A 19,397-nucleotide genomic window follows, 5' to 3' on the forward strand; every position below is an offset into this window, starting at 1 on the left:
GGAACTGCACAGCCAGCACGACATCCCGGAAAAAAGGCAGCGCAAGCTTGATCAATGTGTAACAGTATCTGACAATTTGCGATGTTTTGAATACAATGCTAATTGTATAAATTCCGGAGACATCATGTTTAACAAAATCGCTGCCGGCCTGCTGGCACTAAGCGCACTGAACGTCCAGGCGGCCCAACAGGCTTACGAATTCAGCTTCACCGGAGCTGAATTGAACTGGATCTGGCAACCCAACGCCACCACCGGCGGCAACTTTATCGTCGATGATCTGAACGGCGACGGTATCTACACCTTGCCAGAAGTAAAATCGTTCAACTACAAATACCCTGAGATCGAGCGCTGCGGAGAAGCACGGGTGACCTGTGATTTATCCGCGTTTAAGTTCGATCCCAAATCGAGCAAATTGACGCTTGAGTATCGCCACAGCGAACAGTTCGGCAGCGGCATCCCTCCGTTCGGGGGCGGCGGTAGCACGTCCGAAAATATCTCAGTCACCTCCACGTGGAGTTCCTGGAGCCATATCTTCGATGCTGGCGAGGGTTATTACGAAATTTATATGATGACTCCTCAAACCAAGTTCGCGATCAGTGCCGTGCCCGAACCGCACAGCTACCTGATGCTCGGCGCCGGCTTGCTGGCCATTGGTGCGATGCGTCGGCGCGCCAGGCGCGCAACACCGGCAATTCCAAATGCCGTGTAAGTAATTCGGATGCAGCGGGACGGTCAGCCACCAATGTTCAGGTGTCGATGATCGGGCGGCCGCTACCGTCGACAGCGAGTGCCGTTCGCCATGTCTTAGTGGGATCGCATGGCATCACGCAAACGCTAAAAAGACGCAATAAATGCATGAGCACGCATAATTGAATGTCTCTAATTTCGTTGCGTCACATTAAATGTCAATTTAACAATTTAAGGAAATAAGCAATGTTAAGAAAAATCGCCGGCTGCCTGCTTGCACTAGCAGTCTGTCGGACTTGCCTCTTGAAGCCGACGATTGAGCGCCAGGCAATCGGTTTTCCTGTCATGTTCTCGTAGTTCTGTCCGCAAAAACGTCGTGAGGTGCCAGCAGGCTTCCGATGCGGCCGTTTCCGGTCCTGATTTGCGGGCGTGTCGGCCCGGTCAGGCCGTTTTCAGCGCGTTCATCCGTTTGAGATTCCACGCAAGGGCCACCAGATTCCATTCATGGGCGACCTGCTGCTTTCCGCGCACCAGAAACTGGCGGAATTTCATCACATGCTTGATGATGCCGAACACCGGCTCGACAGTCTGCTTACGCAGCGCGTAGTCGGCGCGGCCCGTTTTGGTTTTCAGCCGATGGGCCATGGCCTCGACAAGGCTGGCATCTTGCGGTAGTGGTGGAGGTTCCGTGAAACGGTCCAGCACTGGAAGATGGTGCTGTTCACGTTTCATGGCGATCATCGGCACGATCCCAGCTTCTTCACAGGCGGCCACATTGGCGGCGCTGAAATAGCCAGTGTCGGCCAGGACTTGACTGATTTTCCCCAATTATTCCTGGCGCTGGGCCAGTACGTCGAGCATAGGTTCAATCTGCTGGCTGTCGTTACCCGCTTGCGTGACGAAGCCGCCTACGATCAGCATGCTTTCCGTATCGACCGCAGCCTGCGCGTTATAGCATTGATCGAAGCCACCGCCCACTTTCATGATGCGCGATTCTTCATCCGTCAAATTGATCTGATCCTTGTCCTGCGGTCCGCTCGTCGGCGGCTCAGGGTCCTTTCCGCCGGGCTTGCGACCGGCTTCGCGCTTTGCTCGACGCTTGGCCATCTTGGACTCGTACTCGGCTTGCGCAAGTGTGTCGCGCTCCTGCGCACGCTCCTCCAGTTTGCGCTTGGCCTCGTCCAGAGCGGCCAGGCGCTCTGGACGCCGCGCGATTTCCTGCGGCACGTCCATGCCGTCCGGAACTTGTTTGCGGTCTTCGCTTTCCGCCAGCGCCATCAGTTGCCTGACCTCCTGCTGCAATTGCGACTCGATCTTCTTAATGCGGCCCCATGACAGCGCACTGTGGCGGCTGGCGTTGGCCTTGACCTTGCTGCCGTCGACGGCAATCTTGCCCAGCTTGAGCATGCCGACCTCGCGCGCCAGCATCAGCACTTGCACAAACAGCTGCTCGAACTGGGTGCCGCAACGGCGGCGAAACGCGGCCAGCGTATCGTGGTCCGGGTGGGTGTTGGCCGCGATATAGCGGAATGCCACGGAGTCATAGCTTGCACGCTCGATCTTGCGGCTGGACGGCAGACCGGTGGCATAACCGTAAATGAGCAAGCCCAACAGAACAGCCGGATGGTGCGCCGCTGAGCCCCGTCCGGCGTACTGGCGCGTCAGCTCCGACAAATCCAGGCGCTCGATTACCTCGACAATGAAACGCGCCAAGTGGTCTTCCGGCAACCAGTCCTCAACCGAAGGTGGGAACAGGTAGCTTGTCTGGCGGTCTACGGGAATAAATCTGCTCATCCGGGCCTCGCGTGCATCAATTTGTTATCAGCGGCCATTCTACCGATGTGCCGCGCTTTTATCGAGTCAAGTCCGACAGGCTCCTAGCCTTGGCACGCCTTCGGCACGCTCGCCGTCGGGTCAGCCGCAAATCGTTCCATCAAGATCCTCGCTCGTTTGTTCAGGCGCGCATCGCCCAAGTCGAGTTGTCCAAATTCCGTCTCGGTCCAAGGTGCTGGAGCTGTCGCCAATTTATCCACGCAAAAGACGAGAGTAAACCTGATTCGCAGTGAGTTTACAAGGGGGCGCGTTAAGTACTTGAATGTAAACGTGTTTTCACGCCGGCTCGGCGGCGTCCGGACTTATAACGAGGTGCCCTTGACCCTGCTCCGGGCCCGTTGCATCATACAATCAGGGGGAATCAGGCATTCACAGCAGTAGGCCACATTGTAGCCGAAGTCAAGTTCCACTCGAAACGGCATTGGGCCCCCGCGGGCCGCCGTTGTGGGGCCAGCAAGACGTGGGCCAAGACCCGTCAGCGGCGCTCATGCGGGACACGTGCGCCACCAAGGGCCGGGTTGCGAGCATATGGTTGACGTGTTGACACGTTGTCCAAGCACGGCCGCATGATGTCTCTGTGCCATCGGAAAGTTTTCAGGTCGCAGCGACGTGCCATGAGCCGGTTTCGTGGCGCGACGGCAAAATGGCAGCCGCGATACGGTGGTCCATGCGCTTGAATCGCCTATCTTCCGCCTTCACTTCGGGGATGAAGGTGACGCGCTGGCCGCAGCGCGATCTGACGCGGGATGTTGGCGCCGGTCGCGCCCTCCGGGTTGGCGCAGCCGATCAGCACATCCTCAACTTCACCCGGCTCGATGTTGGCGCGCGCGATGGCCGCCCGCAGCACATGGCCGCCCCAGCGTGGCACCGTGGGATCATGTTGAGGGTGCCCTTCCACGATTTGGCCAAGCCCGTGCGGGCGGTCTAGCAGACTGTCGGACTTGGGATCGTCGGCTGCAAAAATACCTGGGACGGTCCATATTTCGCCGCTTTCTCGGCCAATAGCTCGCTATTGGCACTGCGAAATCGTCAAAATCTGGCCTCGCCCAGCTATTTTTTCGCTTCGACTCCCCAAGTCCGACAGGCTGCTAGCATGTGTCTCTCCTGGTATGGGATGAATGGTCTGTGCCCGGCGGCGTTGGCCCGCCGCCGGGTGGATCGATACGAGAATAGCACAATTTAGTACGGTCGTTCGCAAATCTATTTGACGTGCCGAAGACGCCTGCGCGACGTAAAACATTGACACGACGGCGACGACGCCAGCAGGAGCCTTGTCAGGTGAACGCTTCGCCTCCAAAGCATGCCGCCCAAAGCGCCGCATGTCGGTCATGAAAGCGTCACATTATGTCGAGACCGCCGCGTTTATCGACTGGCAAGGTATCAAATGGTTTGCCAGAGCGAGGCGACGCGTCGCTCTCGCTGTTTCAAGAAAGACCAGATCCGTGGAAAATTATATGCTCATTGCATTTGCGTTACAAATTGACGACAATTTTCCGCTTGATCTCGTTGTCCACCTCGACTAATCATTTGGCACCGGCCTCATATTTTCTTCGTCGTCACCAAGCTTTTATATTTCCCTGCTTGACTTTCAATATTGCCTTATATAGAATTCGGCGCCATGATTAACTTGCACGCCGATAAAACGGCGCCATTCCAATAAGATAATACACTGTCAAAAAAAATAATATTATGATAAAAGATATTACCTTAAGAAAAGCCATTCCACGAGATGCCGCTCAGATCGTCGACCTCTACCAGAGCGTCTACCAAGGTGATTACAGTGATCCAATGATGTCGGAGACGGCGCGACTGCGCGCTGCGCTCGGGCGGGATGACTATTACTGGATTGTGGCGTCCATCGATGACCGAATTGTTGGTTCCGTTGTCTATCAGCACACGCTCACTGGGTTAGCCAAAGTCTTTGGCGCAGTCATTGAAAATGACTGTCGCGGACAGAATTTGACGGAACGGATGATGGAATTCGGCTATGCGCAATTGCGCGCCATCGCACATGTTGAAGTCGTCTACGCCACAACCAGAACGGTTTCTTCGGCACCGCAAAAATTGACGGCGAATCTGGGCTACCGAAAACTGGGAATTTTCCCAAATGTTCACAAGACGAGTGGGTATGAAACGCATTGCCTTACTGCATTATTTACGAAAAGCGCGTTCGATTCGCGCTTTACCGATTTTGCCCTGCATCCACGCCTGCGTCCCCTTTTTGAAATAGTCCGGCGCGAATGCGGCTTGCCCGCGATTCCCGACGATTGGATTCCCCATACCAGCGCCGAAAATTTCTCGCGCGCACGCTCCGCGCTGGAACTCGAATTGATCCATGCACCGCGCCTGACCAAGCGCCGTTTTGACGAGGGCAAGAACACGCTGGTGGCGCAAGACCACCATACTTTTTTCCCGTTTCAAGAACCCAATCTGCTGATCAGCTCGGCCGATCAGGACGTGGAGGTTTTCTGTTACTTTTCAGAGACGGACAAACATTGCGTGTTGATCGGCATTCACGATTTGTGCAATGCAGGATTCGCCGATATCGTGGAAAAGGCATCGGTAATCTTGCAAGACCTGGGTGTGCGCTATATCGAATTCATTATTCGCGCCGATGAGTCGGAGAAAATAGAAATCGCAATGCAAGCCGGTTTCATTCCCTGCGCCTATTTCCCCGCCATGCATTTGATTGGCGCGCAGCGCTATGATTTCGTCATATTCAGCCGATCTTATGAAATACTGAATTTCAGAAATATCCGCCTGGAAGGCATTAATCGCGAATATTTGAACCAGTATCTGCAACTCTGGAAAAAAAATTCACTGGAGCCGGAACCGGCGTGCGCAGCGTGACAGGATTATCATGAAATTTTCAATAGCAGTATTCAAGGACCAGAATTCATCCCGGCTTTTCGTCGGGCAATTCATTTCACAAATCTGCGACAAGATGATGACCCTCGGCCTGGTCTGGGTTATTTCGCAGGAGCAATCCATACAAATGATACCGTGGTTCCTGGCGATAGGCGCGCTTCCCCATCTGTTGCTGGCCAGCAGTGGGGGCAAGCTGGTGCAAAGAATCGGCGTCCTGAGGACACTGATACACACCGACGTATTAAGGGGCATCATCTTCTTGCTGGTCGGACTGTTGTGGCTCGCCTATTTCAAGCACCATTCGCTGACCACGCTATTTATCCTGACGTTTGTTTCAAATTTGCTTGGCGCGCTGTTCAATATCGCTGTCTTTACGCTGCCCGGGCTCATGCCAAAAAAGGAATTGGTCCCACAGTTGACCGCCATGGTCGATTCCTGCTTTTCCCTGGGGACGGTAGTTGGGCCAGCGATTTCCGCCCTGCTCTATCCTTGGCTTGGTTTGTCGGGTCTGCTTGTATTGAATGGGCTTAGCTATTTGCTGGCGGCAGGGCTGGAAGGGGGAATCCGGCTCGATCCTGCTGATCCGGAAACGGTCGAATCGGAGCCGGCGGATGCCGACATGGCGCCAGCGATACCCGGGCGGTCGATGTTTGCCGATCCCTTGATACGCTTCATGTTGTCGGCATTTTTCCTGATGAATCTTGCGCTGACACCCTTGATGGCCTTGCTCCCCTTGTTTGTCCAGACCCGATTCGCCGGCAATCTTGCCATGCTGGCCGCCTTCGAGGTATCGATCGGCATGGGGATGGTAGCGGGAAGTTTGTTGCTTTCGGTCGCGGAATTTCCGCTCAAAAGGGGCAAGCGGGCGATCGTCGGCTTGAGCGCCGTGTCCCTGCTCTACCTTTTCTTTGGCTTGAACCACAATCCCGTATTGGCTTGCCTGGCACTGGCTGGCTTGGGGCTGGCACTGGCCGTCGTCAATGTGTCGCTATTGACGCTGTTTCAATCGCGGCCCGCGCCAGCCGATGTCCCCGTGGTCATGAGCTGGGTCAATACGATCAGTATTGGCGCCTTGCCAATATCGATGTTGATGGTGGGAAGCTTGATTGAAAAAATCGATTTGACAAAAATGACGATATGTCTCGCGCTCGGGTTGTTGACGATATCACTGGCCACCGCATTTTATCGGGAATTTAGGGAAATATGAATATCAAGACTATGCACGCGGTCCAGGGCGTTTGCGAACAACGCCATCCCTTCGCTTCCTCCGCCGCGCAGGAATCGATGTTTGTCGATGCCATGAAGGAAAATATCAACTGGCACCAAGAGCAATCGCCATTTTATCGGAAATTGCTGGAAATGAAACAATTTGATGCCGCCACGCTGACATCGATCGATGACCTGGCGAGCATCCCCTTTGTTCCGGCGACGTTTTTCAAGTCGCACGAACTTCTTTCGGTTGCGCGCGATGACATCAAGCTGCACCTGACTTCTTCCGGAACGACCGGTCAAAAGTCGCAAGTCTCGTTTGATGCCTGGTCATTGAGCGCCGGGCAAAAGATGATCGACGCGGTCTTCGAGCACTTTGGCTGGAACACGCCGGATGTCAAGACCAACTATCTGCTGTATTCGTATGAAACCGCATCGGATTCGCAACTGGGAACGGCCCACACCGACAATTTCCTGTGCAAGTATGCACCCGTTGCATCGGCATTTTATGCTTTGCGCAGGACCGGCGCGCCAACAACGGCGACGGGCGGCGCGTCGCACGAGTTCGATGTTTTTGGTTGCATCGAAAAGCTGCAACACTACGCCGCAGAAGGTCTTCCGGTACGCATTTTCGGTTTCCCGGCATTTCTGTTTTTTACACTGAAGCGGATGCGCGAGCTGGGCTTGCCGCCGCTCAAACTCTCCGCCGATTCGCTGGTATTCCTCGGCGGTGGATGGAAAGGCAATGCCGACCAGGCGATCGCCAAACACGATCTGTACGCCCGCATTCACGAGCAGCTTGGCATTCCCGACCAGCGTATCCGCGACAGCTTCGGCTCGGTCGAGCATGCCGTCCCGTACGCGGAGTGCGCACACCACCAATTTCATGTTCCCGTCTGGTCGCAGGTGATCATCCGCGATGTGCGTACCCTGAAACCAAGGAAATTCGGTGAAGCGGGCTTTCTGCAATTTCTCACGCCCTACATCACCTCAGTGCCTGCCCAGAGTGTCTTGATGGGCGACATGGCGACACTGTATCCCGGCGAATCCTGTGCTTGCGGAAATGAGCGGCCGTATTTCGTCATTCACGGACGGGCTGGAACAAGTAAAAATAAAAGCTGCGCCATTGCGGCGGCTGAACTGTTGAGGCGGTAATCATGGAAAATATGAACAAGCAACACCTCTGGCAAGGCGAGTGGATCGGCGATCAAGAACTGGCCAGCAGGATCGGCGATATACAATCGTTGGTGGCCCGGCAAATGGCGTGCGAACTCGATATCGAGACGGTGCTGGCGGCCGGGGATTTACTCGGGAAAAATATCAGGGAAAAATCGGCTATTTTTACCGAATTGAAGAACTGCTTGTCTGGCACCGATCAATTTACGTCGGACGAAATCGGTCTGGCCTTGCTTGAAATAGCCGATGTCTTGCGCCGTGCGAATCTGGAAAAGAAGCTGATCCGTGAACTCGGTTCCAGCAATCCCTTGCTCGCTTGCCGCACCCAATTCGACGATGCGATCTTCGAAGCTTGGGCGCCGTTGGGTTTCCTGGTCCACATTTCACCGCAAAATGCCTTCACGGTCGGGCCGATGAGCGTGCTCGAAGGATTGCTTTCTGGAAATTTTAACTTTCTCAAGACGAGTCCGCAAGAGAGTTCCTTCCCCCAGATCTTGTTACATGCCTTGGGCAAGTGCGATCCGAGCGCCCAGCTTGAGAAATTCATCATCGTGGCGAACATTTCGTCGAAGCGAAAAGATCTGTTGGAGCCGGTATTTGCCGGGGCCGATGGCATTGCCGCCTGGGGCGGTGAGGAGTCGATTCAATCGATACGCGCCATGGCCCCTGCCAGCGTGCGCATCGTCGAGTGGGGACACAAGATATCGTTGGCATTTCTTTCCATGGAAGCTGCCCACGATCCCCATACGCTGAAACAACTCGCCATGGAATGCTGCCTGATGGAACAGCAAGCCTGTTCCAGTCCGCAATGTGTCTATCTCGACACGTCGGACTGGAATGAATTGCAGCGGTTTGGCGAGCGGCTTGCCGATGCCTTGACGCTGGTGGCGCACGAACTCCCACGCCAGTTGCCCGATACCGCCAGTGCCGGCGAAATTGCTTTGGTCAGCGAGTGTCACAGGCTCGAATCGTGCCTCGGCAATGCTCGCCTCATCGAAGCACCAGATGGCGGGTGGCGCATTTACATCGACGACCATGCGGCGCTGGCGGCATCGCCGCTGTACCGCAGCATCTGGGTCAAGCCCTTGCCGCGCACCGACATCATCCGGGTCTTGCGGCCCATGCGCAACTATCTGCAAACAGTGGCGATTTGTTGCAAACTCTCGGAAATTGATCCGCTGTCGCGCTCTTTTTTGCGTGCGGGTGCAATCCGTATCCGGCGTATTGGCGAAATGACGGGAGGATACCCCGGCGAGCCGCATGACGGTGTCTATGCGTTGCAACGCTATTGCCGCAGAGTGAGCTTGCAGTTGGCCCATGAAGCGCAGGGGATTTCCAATTTCGATGAGTTGAGAAAATTCCCTCCGCTGCAGTGGGACCCCGTTCCGGCCATTACCGCCAAGGAGCAGTTCCAGTCGGTGCCGGCCGATCCTGCCCAAGCCCATCTTTTCTTCAAGTCGGGCGGTAGCACGGGCGAACCAAAACTGTCGACGTTCAGCTACCAGCAATACCATGAGCATATCCGGCTCGGTGCCGAGGGTTTGTACGCGGCGGGCTTTGATCCGCTCGGCGACCGGGCGATGAATCTGTTCTTTGGCGGGGGACTCTACGGTGGCTTCATCAGCTTTTTTTCGGCACTCGAACAGCTGGGCGCCATCCAGTTCCCCATGGCGGCCCATGGCGATACCCGCATGGTCGCCCAGGAAATCGTCAAGAACAAGGTGAATGTCTTGCTCGGCATGCCATCGTATATTCTGCAACTGTTTGAAAAGGAAGCTGACATTCTCTCCGCCTATCGGGGAGTCAAGAAGATCTATTATGGCGGAGAACATTTCAGTCCCGCCCAGCGAAATTATCTGCACGAGTCCTTCCAGGTCGATGTGATACGCTCGGCCGCCTATGGCAGCGTCGATATCGGTCCGATCGGGTTCCAGTGCGAACATAGCGATGGGGGCGTCCACCATCTTCAGCAACAGCTTCAATACCTCGAAATATTGAAAATGGATGAAGATCGAGCGGTGCAAGGCGAGGAAGTCGGCCGATTGGTTTTCACGCCGCGCATGTTGTCGGTCAATAAGCCATTGCGCTACGAAATCGGCGATGTCGGCCACTGGATCGCCGATCCGGATGGCATTTGCGCCTGCGGCAGGGCCGCGCCGCGCTTTCGACTGCTGGGACGGACGGGGGATATTTGTCGGATTGGTTCCACTTTCCTCAATTATCAGGAATTCATCCGTATCCTGGCGACGCACTTCGCCTATGCGGGCGAAGCGCAACTGATCCTGGCGCAAGCCGAGATCAAGGAAAAGGTCATCTTGGTGATTTCCGATTCGGAGCGCTTGCCAGCGCTGCGTTGCCGAGAGATTTTCCTGGAAAACTACCTGGATTTGCAGGAAGCCGTGCTGACCGATGAAACGCTGCTGTTTGAAGTGCAAGCGGTGGGAATCGATGAATTCCACAGGACTGCGGGAAGCGGAAAATTGATTCGGGTGCTGGACCGGAGAGCGCGTTGATGAGCATGGAAACTAGCCGGGAAATACTTCCCTCACTGATCGCGTTTGCCCGGAAAAATTCGCCATTTTATGGCGATCTTTACCGCGCATTGCCGGAAACGATACACGCGATCGAACAGTTGCCCGTGTTGAGCCAGCAAGCGTTTTGGGAAGCCAACCGTATGGAGGGTGGGCAATTGCTGACGGGGGCGATGCACGATGGCATCGTCTTGAAGAGTGGCGGAACCACCGGCAACCCCAAGTTCTCGGTGTTCAGCCGGACTGACTGGAATGTGTTTGTCACAGCCTTTTCCCGCGGACTGGCGCTGGGAGGTCTGCAGGATGGCGACCGGGTCGCCAATCTGTTTTATGTCGGCGAGTTGTATGGATCGTTCTTGTTTACCCACAAGGCGCTCGAAGAGTGCCCCAAGCGGGTCATGCAACTCCCGATTGCGGGCGCCACGACACCCGACGATGTCTATCGCTTTATCACGGAATTCAAGGCCACGGTCTTGGCCGGCGTGCCGACCACAATGATGAGTCTGGTAGATCACATTGACAAGGTGGGGGGCGATCCAGCCGCGTCGACGGTCAGATTGATCCTGTTTGCCGGCGAAGCCATGTATCCCGATCAGCGCGCCAGGTTGGAAGCATGCTTTCCAGGCGTCGAGATCCGCTCCATCGGTTATGCGAGCACGGATGCCGGATTGCTGGGATTCGCCGATCTTTCATGCGGCCCCAATGAATTTCGCTGCTACGATGATGATGCGCTGTTCGAAATTATCGATGAAGAAACGGGCTCGCCCATCGTCGCGCCGGGCATCGAAGGGCTGGCCGTGGTCACGGCCCTGCGGCGCCATTTGATGCCGATCCTGCGCTATCCGGTCGGTGACAGGGCCAGGTGGGTCGATGCCCATGGTACGGCGCATCGCAAGTTTCTGTTACGGGGGCGTTCCGATGAATCGGCCAGGGTCGGCCCGGTCACGCTGTATCCGGAAGATGTAAGGTCGGTACTGGCGTCGTTTCCGGCTTGCCAGGGCGCCTGCGATTTTCAATTGCTGACCATCCATCGTGACGGAAAGGATGGGTTGATACTGCGGATCGGCAATCGCAATGCCGATCCGGCGCTCAGCGCGCAGATCATCGCTGCGATCTACGAGCATCGCCCCATGTATGGTCAATTGCTGGCGCAAGGCAAGATCCTGCCCATCGACATAGAATGGGTGGATGCGACGGCGCTGGAAATCAATCCCCGCTCGGGAAAGCTCAAGCGCGTGATCGATCGTCGCTTTGCCTGAGTTCACGTAGAGCTTGGCACGGCAATAGCGTATGCTGTCGTCCTCGATTCATGGATGGGAGCAGCGACGAATGGCGACGAGGTGGATAATGTTACATGAGTGCTAGCAGCGTGCGCCTTGCAAGGCATCCGCTTCTGTTCGCTATAAATCACAATAATTTCTGCACACTTACTTAGCCACATAACGACGCTGGCCCTCAGTCCTTCCAGGGCCAAGCGCCGCCATGCTGCATCGAGGCACAGTAACGCCCGTGACAGCTCAGCTCGTCTTTTCCACGAAGCGCATCCCCACGAACACCCGTCCCGCGTTGCCGCGCTCAGCCTGGAAATGATGCATGCGCCGCTCGGACTTGTTCTTGCCCTCCTCCGACTTGGCCAGTTCGCCCAATTTGCTGAGCAACAGCTGCCCGGCCAGCCGCTTGTTGGCGTGCTGGCTACGTTCCGTCTGCACCTTCACCGACAAACCGGACGCCACATGCGTTGCCCGGATGGCGCTGTCGGTCTTGTTGACGTGCTGCCCGCCCGGACCGGAAGCGCGCGTTGCCTCGTAGCGGATCTCGCCGCAATCGGTCGATACCGCCGGCGGCGCGAACGCGGCGCCGTTGAGAAACCAGTTCTTGCGCTTATGCAGCTTGCGGTAAGGACTTTCGCAGATCCATTGAATGCTGCCACTCCAGCGACCGGCCAGGCTTCCGACTGCCACCGCCTCGCCATCAAGCTCCACAAGCACCGAGCGCAAGGTGCCGCCCACCGGGCCGTCGAGTTGCTCCACCACGCTCACCGTCACGCCCGCTTTCTGCGCCTCGCGGCCCAGTTGCACGAGCGCTTTTGTGACCGCCAAGCAGCATTCGGCCGGGCCCGTATTGGCTGTAATTTGTAACCAGATCATCAGCAGCACTCCCCACGCGTTTTGTAGGTCAGCACAGGCTTGCTTCTGGATACCACCTTGACCAGTCCCGCGCCCACCAGCGAGCCGAGCACGCTATCGACATTCTTGTACGCTTGCGGCGCTTCCTCGTAAATCAGCGCGCGGTCATTGCAGATGACGCGCCCGCCCATCGACGTGCGGCTCAATTGCGCTGGCGTCGCCAGTTTGTCGAGGCGGCCCTTGCAATCGGTGCGCTGCCACTTGCGCCCTGCCCCGTGCGCCAGCGAATGCAGGCTCAGTTCACCGGCGGACAGCACCGGCTCGATCAGGTAACTATAGTCGTCGCGCGATCCGGGCAACATGACCAAGCCCTGGTCGCTCGGCGTGGCGCCCTTGCGGTGCAGCCAGCCCGCCTGGCCGTCAATGTGCGCCGGCGTCACCGTATTGTGGTGAACATCGAGCACGCGCACCGCCTCGCAACGCAGGCGATGAAAAATCCGCGCCGCGATCAGCGAGCGATTCACTTCCGCGTACTGCAACGCCGCGTCATGCTCGCGCAGATACGCGAGCGCTTCCGGGCTGCCGTCCTGCAGGCCAGCGTGACTGTGCGCATCGACATGCGCGCGCAAAATTACCTGCCCGAGGCCGCGCGAGCCGCTGTGCACCAGCAACTGCAGGCATTTGCGCGCCAGTGCCGTGCGTCCGATCACCTCTTCATCTTCGACCACATCGATCACCTGAAGTTCCGCGAAGTGGTTGCCACGGCCGATGGTGCCGAGCGAGCGCAGCGGCGCCAGGTCGAGCCCGACCGCTGCCAGCGCGGCCGACAGCGTTTCAATGCGCCCCGGCCAGGAAGGATCGCGGCGTTCGAGATCGGCCCATTCTTCCTCGTCGATCACATCGTCGAGGTTGCCGATCTGCTTGTCGATCTTGTCGAGTTTGGCCTTGCCAGCCAAGATGTCGGTTTGCCACAGCGCCATGCCGCAGCCGATGTCGTTGCCAACCAGCGCCGGATACAGGCGTCCGGTGGAAAAGAAAGCGGCCCCGACAGGGTAGCCGCGCCCGGGATGCAGGTCGGGCAAGCCGACCACGCGTTGCATGCCGGCCAGTGCGGCCGTGGTTTTGGTTTGTTGTATTGCAGCGTCTTCGAGCCACAGACGGTCGGACGCGATGATCGAAATACGATCAGAAATATGCTGAACAAAATTGCCCATGTGATGCCAATCCAAAAAGAATACGAATACGGATTGGGCGCTGGCGGAGCGCTGACGATGAACTCGTCAAGAGAGGGCTAAACGGTGCGACAGACGGGCGAATGCCGTCGGTTCAGTGCAGGAGATTAGCCAGCCAGACCCAGAAAAGGAGCGGTAGTGTTCAGTTTTTGCATGATCGATCTCCTTTTCTAAAATGGTTGGCCTGCTTGGGATTGGGATAGTAGGCGATTTTTTTCGCTAATGCAAGTGCTTGTTGAATGTTGGTAGCGATTGACGCTGATCCGTCGCCCCCGCGAAGGCGGGGGTCCAAGTCATTTGCACCGCCGAAGGCTGGGACCGGACTTGGGCCCCCGCCTGCGCGGGGGCGACGGTGGTTTCGCCAGCTTAGCGAACGGCGCAGAAGCCGAACGATTGGCTCGATTTCGGCTGCACGGTCGCGTTATAAGCCTGGCCCGATGCGGTCAAGGTGGCGCCAGTCTGGGTGTAGACCGCGTTCCACAGGTTGTTGATCTTGCCCTGTACCGGCACGCTGATCTTCCACACCACCGGCGTGGTGCCGCTGTTGTTCACGTTCACTTCAGCACAATAACCGGCCGTCCAGTCGGAATTGATCTTGACCACCGCCGTGACCGCCGGGGTTGGCGTCGGCGTCGGTGTCGGCGTCGGCGTCGGCGTCGGCGTCGGCGTCGGCGTCGGCGTTGGCGTTGGCGTTGGTGTCGGCGTCGCACCCGCCCATAAATTCCTCATCAAAGCCATCTTGTCCGGCCACACCGTTTTCCAGTCATCCTGCAAAATACCGCCGGTGTCGCCGCTGTTCGGATTGAGCGTCCAGTAGAACGAGCTGATCATGCCGCGTTCTTTCAGGTATTTCACCAGCGCATCCTGCCAGACCTTGTCTTTCGGATTGCCGCCGCCATGGCCGTACTTGCCGCCCCACTCGCCCAGCACCACCGGATACTCCTTGGCGAACTTGCCCCACTGCTGGTCCCAGATCGCCGGCATGTTGGCCGGGAAGTTGGCAGCCTTGAAGTAGTCCATCTCGAACACGTCAGGACCGTATACGTGCGGCGACAGCACCAGCTTGTTGCGCGGGATGTCGAGCGTTTTGCAGTTCAGCGGTTCCAGGTTGCCGCCCCAGAAGTGACCGTACTGGCCTTGGCAACCGCCCGAATTGCTGCCGATGCCTTCGACAAAGATCAGCAGGTTCGGATTGACCGCCAGAATGCGCTTCGACGCGCGCTCGGCCGCCAGGTTCCAGTCGGTGCGCACATTGCCCGTGCCCCAGGTCGCCTGACCGTGCGGCTCGTTCTTGATGTCCAGGCCAATCAGGTTGCGCAGGCCGGAATAATGCTGGGCCAGGTACTCCAGGTCGGTCAGCCACTGTTCTTCGGTGTACTGCGGCGTCGTCCACAGTTCCGAAATCGCCTGGCAATCCGGACGGTGATGATCCAGCAGGATGTAGATGCCGCGGCGGTCGACTTCTTTCAGGAACACGTCGAGCCACTGGCGCGTGTTCAGGCCGACCAGGTCCGGATTGGCCAGCGCGTCGATGTTCGGCTTGCCGCCTTCGCGGAACGCGGCCGGGCAGACAGGAATGCGCAGGGCGTTGAAGCCCTCCGCCTGCACCTGGTCGAGCATGCTCTTCCAGTTGCGCGTCCACAGGCCGTGCACCGAACCGTCGAAGGTCTCGAAGCCGAACCAGTTCACGCCCTTGAGCGTGACCGGGCGATTGGCATCGTCGAGGATCTTGTTGCCGGATACGGTAAACGCGTGACCGGCGCTGGCCGCGAAGGCCAGGGCCAGCGACAACGCCAGTTTGCTTGCGAATTTAGGGGTAATCATGAAGCATCTCCAATAAGTGAGAGGACTTGAAGCGAACCGGTCAAAGCCCGGCTGGTAGCGGCCGGTAACCGGTCACCGCTGCGACCGCGGCACCCGGGAAGGTGCCGACCAGGGCGTTGTAGCCCTCGGCCGATTTTCCGTAACGGCTGCGGGCATCGGCCAGCGCAAGCTCGTCTTGCGGCAATTTGCCGCGTAGTTCCTTGAGCGAAGACACGGTCTCCAGCTCGGGCGCGCCACGGGTGCCCGCCAGGCGGTACAGCACGCCGGTCAGTTCTCCCTGGTAGCGCTTGTAGTTGTCGACCGCTTCCGGGTCGTTCAGCACGCCGCTGTTGGTGGGCAAGGCCGTTGCACGCACCAGGCTGGTACGGGCCTGGTCGATGAAGGCCGGATCGAGTCCGCCGGCGCGCGCCGCGCCTTCCAGCGCCGTGCTGCCCAGGCGCGCACGCGCCGCGTGGATCTGGGTCAGGTCGTGCCAGGCCTCGGCGCCGCCGGCCCGCGCTTCGCTGAGCTTGCCGTAACTGATGGTACCGCCGACGCCGGCTGCGGCGACCGCCACCGCGAGCACGGCGATGGCAGCGTGGCTTGAACGAATCGTCATGGTCGTCCTCCTCTATTTGGGAATACAAATTCAAATGCAAAAATCCGCGCGGGCCAACAAGGCCCGCGCGGACGACTGACAATTACTTCACAACGATAGTGCAGCTACGACCAGCCCAGCTCAGGCCGGTTGGCAGCACTTTGGCGCCGCTGTAAGCCAGTTGCATGCCGATCTCGACGTTGCCGCCGGCGGCGATGGTCGCGTTCCAGGCTGCCGGCACGGCGTTGAACGCACGGCCGCTCTGGGTCACGGTAGCGCCCCACGAGTTGCTCAGGGTCACATCGTTCGACGCGGTCCAGTTCAGTGCCCAGCCGGTAATCGGCGTGGTGCCGGTGTTACGCAGCGTGACCCGTGGAACCTGGCCCGAACCCCAGTCGTTGGTGGTGTCAAAGTCGACAGCGCAACCGCCGGTCTGCACATCCTTGTCCGCTTCGGTCGCTACCGCGTTGACCGTTGGGGCCGTTGGAGCGCTGACAGCGAAGGTGGCGCTGCCGTTGACGGTGTCCGCATCGACTGCGGCGGCGATCGTCACGGCCTGGGTCAGGTTCCAGTTTGCTGGCGTGAAGGTCAGGGTTGCACCACCGGCGACCGAGAGGTCGGTGTCACCGCTCAGGCGGGCAACGCTCACCGTTACGTTGGCTTTTGGCGCGGCTGCCAGGCGGACCTGGAAGGTGCGCGATGCGCCTTCCGGAACGGACAGCGGCGCACCGGTCACCACCAGCGACACAGGAACGACCACATCGCGGTCGGCCTCGGTTGCCACCGTCGTGGCGCTCAGGTAACCAGGCGCCGTGAAGGTGAAGTTGGCGCTGCCGTTGACCGCATCGGCGTCCACCGCGGCGCTGATCGCCACGGCTTGCTGCACGTTGTAGTTGGCCGGCGTGAACAGCAGGCTGGTCTGTGGTGCGGTCAGGTCGACGTCGCCGCCGGCTGCCTTGGCGACGGCCACCGTGACGTTGGCGGCAGGCGCTTTCGACAGGGTGATGCCCACGCTGCCGGAACCGCCTTCAGGCACGTTGATGGCGCTGGTGCTGGCCACGATCGACGGCGTATCGGTGCCGCCGATGATGTTGGCGTAATCGGCCAGCGCATTGGCGATATCAGCCTGGGCCCAGAAGCGGTGGTAGCGCCAGGTTGGTGCCGGGCCGCCGTCCAGGTAGGCTTTCAGTTTAGGCCACTGTGGATCGTCCTTGTATTTCGGACGGATGCTCAGGAACGTCGCGCTCGAATCGATCGTTGCGCCCTGGGCGTTGGTGCCGGTCCAGCCCTGTGGAATGTACACGCCCGAACCGGTGGCCGGATCGTAAGGCTGGGTAAAGCGCTTGTAGTCGGCGCGCGTTTCATCGACCACCAGGCCAACCGAATCCTGGTGCTTGGCCCACATGCGGTCCAGCAGCTGCTTGGCCAGCGCTTTGGCAGGCTCGTTGTTGGCTTTGGCGCCGTAGTAGATCAGGGTGCGCGCCAAGGCCGCTGCGATACCAACGTCGTTGGTGCTGTCGACGATTTTCACGCGCAGGCCGGCATTCGCGCCAGGGGTTGCCGCGTTCCAGGTGTCAGGCGCGCCGCTCCATGCCAGGGTGTTCGGGATGGTGTAGGTGCCGTCCGCTTTCAGGACCGTGTTGGCCGATGCCCAGGCAACCCATTTGTCCAGCACCGCTTTGGCGCGCACGTCGCCGCTGGCGTAGTAGTACTCGGCCACGCGCTGCATCGACCAGGCCTGGAAGCCGAACCAGGTGTTCGAGGCCGGATCGTGGTAAACCGGTTTTTCATCGTAGAACATGCCGTGGAAGGTCGGGGTGCCTGCCGGTGGGGTCAGGTAATCGCCGCCCCAGCTGTTGGTCGCGCCGCCGGCGATTGCGCCGTCAGCCGATTGCAGCCAGCGGTAGAATTCCATCTGGCGAGTCAGGCTCTTGCCCCAGTCGCCAGCCGCAGTTGGCGACTGCGGCTTGAAGTCGGCCTGGGTCGACAGCGCCCATGCAGCCAGCGGATTCTGGTAACCGAAGTGGTTGTGGCTCGAACCGATGCGCCATGCCCAGCCGGCGTTGGAGTCGGTTGCGCCGCCCCATGCGTAGTACCAGCTCATCAGGTAATGTTGATTGTCGCGTTCGCCATTTGCATCCGGCTGGCCATTGCCGCCTGGGCAAGAGTTCGCATTGGTGCAATTGCCGATTTTCTTGAAGTACTTGTCGAACATGGCGTAGCGCAAGAAGTCGCCCATCTTGGCCGCTTTGGTGACCAGGTCGGCCACTTGTGCGCTCTTGCCTTGCTGCTTGGCCCAGACCGAGGCCCAGTACACGGCTTGCACGGCGCGCGCATCGGCGTCAGGTGCATTGGTGTAGCGGAACTGCTTGGCGCGGTTGTTGTCGCCGATGAACAGGCCGAGGAAGCCTTCGCCGCCGCCGTTTTTGCCCCATTTAAAGGTTTCGCACGATGGGTGCGGCACGGTTTCCCATACCGACTCCTGCGAACCGCGCTGGAAGGTGTTGATGTAGGCCGGACGCGTGGTGCCGTCGCCGCATTTGCCGTAGCCGTACCAGTTATCCACGTCCAGCAGCCAGTGCATGCCGTAGATATTGCTGGTGCCGTAGGTCGATTTGAGTTCGTTGGCGATCGGATCCTGGCCGACCGGCACGCCGCCGTTCAGCGGCGCAGGGTACTGCTTCGGCAGGTCGTACTCGGCGGCGTAGGTCGCCGGTTTGCCTGGGTTGTAGAAGCTGTTGGTCGGCTGGTCCGACTGCGATGGAATGATGTACTTTTCCATGTTGGCCCAGGCCGCGTTCAGCGGACCCCAGTCGCCGGTGGCGCGGCCGTACTGCGCTTCCATCCACAGCCAGTAGCTGTACGCTTCCGAGGTGGTTTCGTGGCCGTGGTCCGGTGCTTCGACCATCAGCGTTTCGATCGAGTGGTACGGCACGCCTTCTTTGCTGAAGTAACCGTTCGCAGGATCCTTCATCTTCTTGTACTGGGTCAGGAAGCGCTGCGTGTATTCCGCATCGGCGGCGGCGTGGGCCGTTGCCATCATCGGCAGGCTGATCGCCGCGGCGCTTGCCGCCGTGATGGACAGGGCCAGCAGGCCGCGCATCGCGCTGCGCGCCAGGCTCCGGCCGCTGCCGCTGTTGCGCAGGGCGTCGGTGACGGCGTTCAGTTTAATCTTGGACATCGAATTCATTCAGGAGTCTCCTCGCAATTGTCGTACTTTATGGCGTGCGTGAATCACGTTCGCCGGCATGGTTGTCGCCATCGTTCCGGATGCACCGGTGCGGATGACGCTTGTTTCATTGTGTTTCCCGCGTTCCGGTCCGTGGCGGGCGGC

General features: G+C 58.7%; 11 protein-coding genes and 3 pseudogenes. 6 read left to right on the plus strand and 8 right to left on the minus strand.

Going from position 1 to position 19,397, the window contains the following annotated elements:
- Positions 1 to 124 precede the first annotated feature (124 nt).
- Complete coding sequence (locus F2P46_RS03035) at positions 125 to 709, plus strand: PEP-CTERM sorting domain-containing protein (RefSeq protein ID WP_166885087.1); 585 nt, start codon at positions 125 to 127, stop codon at positions 707 to 709.
- A 419-nt stretch (positions 710 to 1,128) separates the two neighbouring features.
- Here the strand turns inward: F2P46_RS03035 and F2P46_RS03040 are convergent.
- From F2P46_RS03040 to F2P46_RS03050, 3 pseudogenes are all read right to left on the minus strand, one after another.
- A pseudogene (locus F2P46_RS03040) lies at positions 1,129 to 2,481 on the minus strand (IS1182 family transposase).
- 86 nt (positions 2,482 to 2,567) lie between these two features.
- Positions 2,568 to 2,711, minus strand: a pseudogene (locus F2P46_RS03045) (transposase DNA-binding-containing protein); the annotation flags it as partial.
- A 533-nt stretch (positions 2,712 to 3,244) separates the two neighbouring features.
- Positions 3,245 to 3,429, minus strand: a pseudogene (locus F2P46_RS03050) (acetyl-CoA C-acyltransferase); the annotation flags it as partial.
- A 780-nt stretch (positions 3,430 to 4,209) separates the two neighbouring features.
- Between F2P46_RS03050 and F2P46_RS03055 the strand changes: the two are divergent.
- Genes F2P46_RS03055 through F2P46_RS03075 form a run of 5 tightly spaced genes read left to right on the plus strand, consistent with a single transcriptional unit; the run spans position 4,210 to position 11,563 of the window.
- Positions 4,210 to 5,370: a GNAT family N-acetyltransferase gene (locus F2P46_RS03055; protein WP_166885089.1), complete on the plus strand. Its 1,161-nt coding sequence runs from the start codon at positions 4,210 to 4,212 to the stop codon at positions 5,368 to 5,370.
- 10 nt (positions 5,371 to 5,380) lie between these two features.
- Positions 5,381 to 6,595: an MFS transporter gene (locus tag F2P46_RS03060; protein ID WP_166885091.1), complete on the plus strand. Its 1,215-nt coding sequence runs from the start codon at positions 5,381 to 5,383 to the stop codon at positions 6,593 to 6,595.
- Positions 6,592 to 7,752: an acyl-protein synthase gene (locus F2P46_RS03065; protein WP_166885092.1), complete on the plus strand. Its 1,161-nt coding sequence runs from the start codon at positions 6,592 to 6,594 to the stop codon at positions 7,750 to 7,752. The genes F2P46_RS03060 and F2P46_RS03065 overlap by 4 nt, the downstream gene beginning before the upstream one ends.
- A 2-nt stretch (positions 7,753 to 7,754) precedes the next feature.
- Complete coding sequence (locus tag F2P46_RS03070; protein WP_166885094.1) at positions 7,755 to 10,286, plus strand: acyl-CoA reductase; 2,532 nt, start codon at positions 7,755 to 7,757, stop codon at positions 10,284 to 10,286.
- Positions 10,286 to 11,563, plus strand: a complete 1,278-nt coding sequence (locus tag F2P46_RS03075) for an AMP-binding protein (RefSeq protein WP_166885096.1) — start codon at positions 10,286 to 10,288, stop codon at positions 11,561 to 11,563. Before F2P46_RS03070 ends, F2P46_RS03075 begins: the two co-directional genes overlap by 1 nt.
- 258 nt (positions 11,564 to 11,821) lie before the next feature.
- Here F2P46_RS03075 and prfH read toward each other — a convergent pair whose 3' ends face one another.
- The 5 genes from prfH to F2P46_RS03100 all read right to left on the minus strand — a co-directional run bounded on the left by prfH (position 11,822) and on the right by F2P46_RS03100 (position 19,253).
- A complete protein-coding gene (gene prfH, locus F2P46_RS03080) occupies positions 11,822 to 12,451 on the minus strand; it encodes a peptide chain release factor H (protein WP_166885338.1) in 630 nt (209 codons plus the stop codon).
- A complete protein-coding gene (locus tag F2P46_RS03085; RefSeq protein ID WP_166885098.1) occupies positions 12,451 to 13,644 on the minus strand; it encodes an RNA ligase RtcB family protein in 1,194 nt (397 codons plus the stop codon). Before F2P46_RS03085 ends, prfH begins: the two co-directional genes overlap by 1 nt.
- Before the next feature lie 384 nt (positions 13,645 to 14,028).
- Positions 14,029 to 15,486 (minus strand): glycoside hydrolase family 5 protein, encoded by a 1,458-nt coding sequence (locus tag F2P46_RS03090; RefSeq protein ID WP_166885100.1) that lies wholly within the window; start codon positions 15,484 to 15,486, stop codon positions 14,029 to 14,031.
- 40 nt (positions 15,487 to 15,526) lie between these two features.
- Entirely contained in the window at positions 15,527 to 16,084 is a 558-nt protein-coding gene (locus F2P46_RS03095; RefSeq protein WP_166885102.1) for a LemA family protein, read from the minus strand.
- Positions 16,085 to 16,166: 82 nt separating this feature from the next.
- Complete coding sequence (locus F2P46_RS03100; RefSeq protein WP_166885104.1) at positions 16,167 to 19,253, minus strand: glycoside hydrolase family 48 protein; 3,087 nt, start codon at positions 19,251 to 19,253, stop codon at positions 16,167 to 16,169.
- Positions 19,254 to 19,397: the final 144 nt, after the last annotated feature.

It is taken from the genome of Massilia sp. CCM 8734, from assembly GCF_011682155.1.
Classification (GTDB): Bacteria; Pseudomonadota; Gammaproteobacteria; order Burkholderiales; family Burkholderiaceae_D; genus Telluria_A; species Telluria_A rubra.